4 protein-coding genes are annotated in these 4357 nt (G+C 27.7%); 3 read left to right on the top strand and 1 reads right to left on the bottom strand.

The genetic code is table 11. From position 1 onward, the window contains the following. Nucleotides 1–107: 107 nt before the first annotated feature. A complete protein-coding gene (locus NSA58_RS16680; protein WP_074429918.1) occupies nucleotides 108–647 on the top strand; it encodes a hypothetical protein in 540 nt (179 codons plus the stop codon). 364 nt (nucleotides 648–1011) lie between these two features. Then, nucleotides 1012–1527, top strand: coding sequence for a flavin reductase family protein (locus NSA58_RS16675; RefSeq protein WP_074429919.1), 516 nt, complete (start codon nucleotides 1012–1014; stop codon nucleotides 1525–1527). Between the two features lie 136 nt (nucleotides 1528–1663). Here the strand turns inward: NSA58_RS16675 and NSA58_RS16670 are convergent, their stop codons facing one another. Beyond that, a complete protein-coding gene (locus NSA58_RS16670) occupies nucleotides 1664–2758 on the bottom strand; it encodes an acyltransferase family protein (RefSeq protein WP_039678155.1) in 1095 nt (364 codons plus the stop codon). A gap of 230 nt (nucleotides 2759–2988) precedes the next feature. On the opposite strand from NSA58_RS16670, the gene brnQ reads away from it, so the two are divergent. Next, nucleotides 2989–4308 (top strand): branched-chain amino acid transport system II carrier protein, encoded by a 1320-nt coding sequence (brnQ, locus tag NSA58_RS16665; protein ID WP_039678156.1) that lies wholly within the window; start codon nucleotides 2989–2991, stop codon nucleotides 4306–4308. Nucleotides 4309–4357: the final 49 nt, after the last annotated feature.

Genomic DNA, 4357 nt, shown 5'->3' with positions numbered 1-4357 from the left:
CTATCTGTTAATCAAAGGGGTACAAAATCAATTATTTTTATGGTATATTATATCTTATTGTTTAAAATAATGAAGACATTTAAGACAGTTAGGAAAGGAAATACCACATGGAAATACTAAGATTTAAAGATGAAGAATTTAATTTAGAAAGTTTTATACATTACTACAATGATAATATAGAAGAACTACTTTCAGAGTATCCTCACTATATATCAAGAGTTTGTTTAGTAGATAGAGACTATATGGATGTAATTGTGTTTGATGAGGATTATGAAAATTTAAGTGATGCGAAAGATTATGCAGATTTGTTAAAAGAAGGAGAGTATGCACTTCATTTTGTTATAGGGAAAACTTATGAAGGAGCAGAGAAGATAGAACTTCTTAATGGTCAGACATACGGACTGAATCACTATATGGAAGATATATATGAAGATGAAAATACAATAAGAGATATAGGTGATTTAAGCTTAAACGTGGATAATCTTATAGGATTATTATTCGATTTAGAAGATGATGAAATAGTAGTTCACCCAGTAGATTTTGAACATGGTGGAGAAATATCACAACCAAGAATAAGAAAAGTAGACTACTGCGGAGATATGGAAGAAATTTTAATAAATATTTTAGATGAGTTTTTAATAAAATAAATTCTTGGAGAACAGTTTTATTATTAAACAGAATATATTTAAAGATGAGCTATATCACGATAATTTTTAATTATCTGTGAATAGCTCATTATAGTATTTAAAATAAATTATGCATTTTCCACTTTCCACCTATTAAAGACATGGCATAAGCAAAAGGTTTGATATTTACTTCATTATCCGTACAGGATTTTACTTGTTTCATTTCACACTCTCCTTTTAGATATCATCTTACAAAAAAGTGCATACTATCATTATTTTTCATTTGTTATATAATTAAATATATAAATAGCACAAGGAAATATTTTCTTTAGTGCCCATTGATAAGGTTACTAAATTATATTAATGAATTAAAAAGGGGGATATTATGAAGAAAGAAATAGAAGTATTTGATTATGCAAGTGAAATTATAAAAGCCGTTAATGAAGGTGTTTTACTAACAACAAAAGCAGATGATAAAGTTAACTCTATGACAATTTCATGGGGAACATTAATATTTACAGTTTTCGTAAGAGAAAATCGCTTCACTAAACAACAACTTGAAAAAAATCCCGAGTTTACTATAAACATACCAATAGGTGAGTTTAATAAAAAGATATTAGGTGTATGTGGTACAAAATCAGGTCATGCAACTGATAAAATTAAAGAACTTGATTTATCACTAGAATCACCAAATGTTATTTCAGTTCCAGGAATAAAAGAACTTCCTCTAACTCTTGAATGTAGGGTTATATATAAACAAAAACAAGATGAAAAAGAGGTTACAGAAGAAAATAAAAATAAATTCTATCCACAAGATGTAGAGAGTTCATTCCATGGATCAAATAGAGACTATCACACAGCTTACTATGGAGAAATTGTAAGTGCATATATTATAGAGTAATATGTTTTAAAGTTAATGCTACAACAGAAGAATACAATAAATTTTACAAAGATTATGCTAGTAATCTTAAGAATGTGATTTATGATTTTATACAAAAAAGGGCTTAACACTATTTTTGGTGAAAAAGCCCTTTTACTTATTTTATTCCCAAAACAAAATTAAAAATCTTAATTTTATTTAATACTTCATAAACTAAAAATGTTAAAACGGTAGAAATAATAATTATTAATGCAATAGATAAAGTAGTTGATTTAACTGTAGGTATAATTAAACATGCAAGTATCAATAAAATTGGTTGATGTATAATGTAAATTGGAAATGCACATTTATTTAAATATTTTAAAACTTTATTGCTTTTATTTAAATAAATACTACTAAAGCCAATTACTGTACAAATTGCACATATTAAAACTCCATTTTTTAAAAAGCTATCAATAATCCATAAAGTAGCATTAATTTCTTCTGGTCTAAATTTTAATGTATAAACAACTCCACAAATTGCAAAAGAAATAAGTGTAATTAAATACTTATAACGATTTCCTATTAATCTTTCCAAAAGCATATTATCTTCATAAACAATATAACCTAGTAAGAAAATCAATAAACATGCCAATATACTTTTTCCCATTATACTTGGGAATAAATCGCTACATACTCCAAGAGCTAATAAAAGTGGAAAACTAAATTTGCTATGCAAAGATTTTCTTAGAGAATAAATAATACTTATACCTTTTTCCTTTTTGAATACTATAAATAAGATAATTCCTCCTAAAATAGAAACAACAAATAAATAAAGTATAAACCATAAATGTGCAGGAGTAAAAGCACCATCAAATCCTGTAAAGTCTGTTACATTTGAAAAAAAGAAATCTAAATGACTAAAATAATTTAAATTTCCCTCGCCTCGCCAAACCCTTGCCAGATAAGTTTGTGGTGGAACTAAAAATATAATACCAAATAAAAGTGGTATAAGAAGCTTTTTAATTCTTTCTATTATATATTCCTTCATATTTCTACGCTCAAAAGAAAAATATGTGGAAGCTCCCGCAAGGAAAAATAACATGGGCATATACCAAGTAAATAATAATAAAATAATTAAATCAGCAAAAAAATTTTTTTCTTGTGAAATAATATAAAAGTCACCAAATTGGCAGAAAATAGCACAAGTATGATAAACAAAGAGCATTAATATACTTATGTTTCTAATCCAGTCTATTTCGTATCTTCTCATTTTACCCTCCGATTTCATACTAAGATTCTAATATAATTATATTAGCTATTTAACTTTATCATAAATTAAGTAATAAGTATGTAAAATAAATTAAAAAAATCATAAGTAATGGTGATAAAATTTAATATTATTAAATTTTTTTTGATATATTGTATACAATATATTGACATAACTGTAAAATATTACTACAATTATTACAATAATCAGAATTTTCAAAGGAGGAAATTGAAATGAACAAAAAAAGCAAAGATATAGCCGTAGTTGGATTCGCACTATTTTCCATGTTCTTTGGAGCAGGAAATTTACTGTTTCCTCCATACTTAGGACTTATATCTGGAGGGCATTGGTTAACGTCTCTAGCAGGATTTGTTTTAGCCGATGTAGGTTTAGCATTACTTGTAATAACAGCAGCAGCAAAATGTGGGGGAGAGTTAGATACAGTTTTATCTAGAGCCGGAAATAATATGGCCAAGTTTGTAGGTATAGCATCTGTACTATGTATAGGTCCACTTTTAGCAATACCAAGAACTGCTGCAACAACGTTTGAAATGGGAATATCACCTATAATTGGTGAAACAGGAAGTATTATTCCTATTATAGTTTCTGTAGTATTTTTCTTACTTACATTAATTTTAACTATTAAACCATCAAAGGTGGTTGATATAATAGGAAAAGTTTTAACACCAGCACTTTTAATAGCATTAGGAATACTTATAGTTATAGGAATTATATCTCCAATAGGAGTAATTAGTGAAAATGCACTTATAGATAAAAGTTTATTTTCAGAGGGTGTTTCTCAAGGATATTTAACAATGGATGCTCTAGGAGCTGCTGCACTAGCCACAGTAATCATAGCATCTATAGGAGAAAGAGGATATAACAACCCTAAAGATAAGGTGAAAATAACTGTTCAATCAGGGTTAGTAGCAGGACTTGCTTTAACTTTAGTTTATGGAGGTTTGACTTTCTTAGGATCAATGTTATCTTCTACTTATGGAATAGATACTCCTCAAGCATCATTAATGGTTGTTATAACAAACTCATTACTTGGATATCCAGGAAAAATTGTTTTAGGTGTAATAGTAACACTTGCATGCTTAACAACTTCTATAGGACTTACTTCAGCAGCTGCTAAGTATTTTTCAAGTATAAGTAATAATAAAATAAAATACGAAACAATAGTAATAGCAATATGTATATTTAGTGCTGTAGTATCAAACTTTGGAGTAAGTACAATAATTAAGTTTTCAGCTCCAGTTTTAGAAATAGTTTATCCAGTACTTATAGCTTTAGTTGTTATGACTTTACTTGGAGATCACATTAGAAATGATAATGCATTTAAAGGAGCAGCATATGTTACTTTAGTTATAAGTCTTTTAAGTGTTGGAAGTAATTTACTTTCATTAAAACAAATATCAGATCTATTAAGTTTATTACCTTTTGCATCAATAGGATTTAACTGGATAGTACCTGCAATAATAGGAGCAGTTGTAGGCGGGTTAATTAAGGGTAAAAATAACAATAAAGCTAGCATATCTAAAGGAGCATAAAAGCAATTAGAAAATAAGTTAATCTTTTGTTATATAGCAGAAGCTGGAA

Origin of the sequence: Terrisporobacter muris (genome assembly GCF_024621905.1) — a bacterium.
Classification (GTDB): domain Bacteria; phylum Bacillota; class Clostridia; order Peptostreptococcales; family Peptostreptococcaceae; genus Terrisporobacter; species Terrisporobacter muris.
The sequence above is the reverse complement of the archived record's forward strand: the minus strand, read 5'-3'. Positions and strand labels throughout refer to the sequence as shown.

Bases quoted from the DNA above. Each gene is read 5' to 3' on its own strand.
- brnQ (WP_039678156.1), top strand. From the start codon at position 2,989: ATGAACAAAAAAAGCAAAGATATAGCCGTAGTTGGATTCGCACTATTT.
- NSA58_RS16680 (WP_074429918.1), top strand. From the start codon at position 108: ATGGAAATACTAAGATTTAAAGATGAAGAATTTAATTTAGAAAGTTTT.
- NSA58_RS16670 (WP_039678155.1), bottom strand. From the start codon at position 2,758: ATGAGAAGATACGAAATAGACTGGATTAGAAACATAAGTATATTAATG.
- NSA58_RS16675 (WP_074429919.1), top strand. From the start codon at position 1,012: ATGAAGAAAGAAATAGAAGTATTTGATTATGCAAGTGAAATTATAAAA.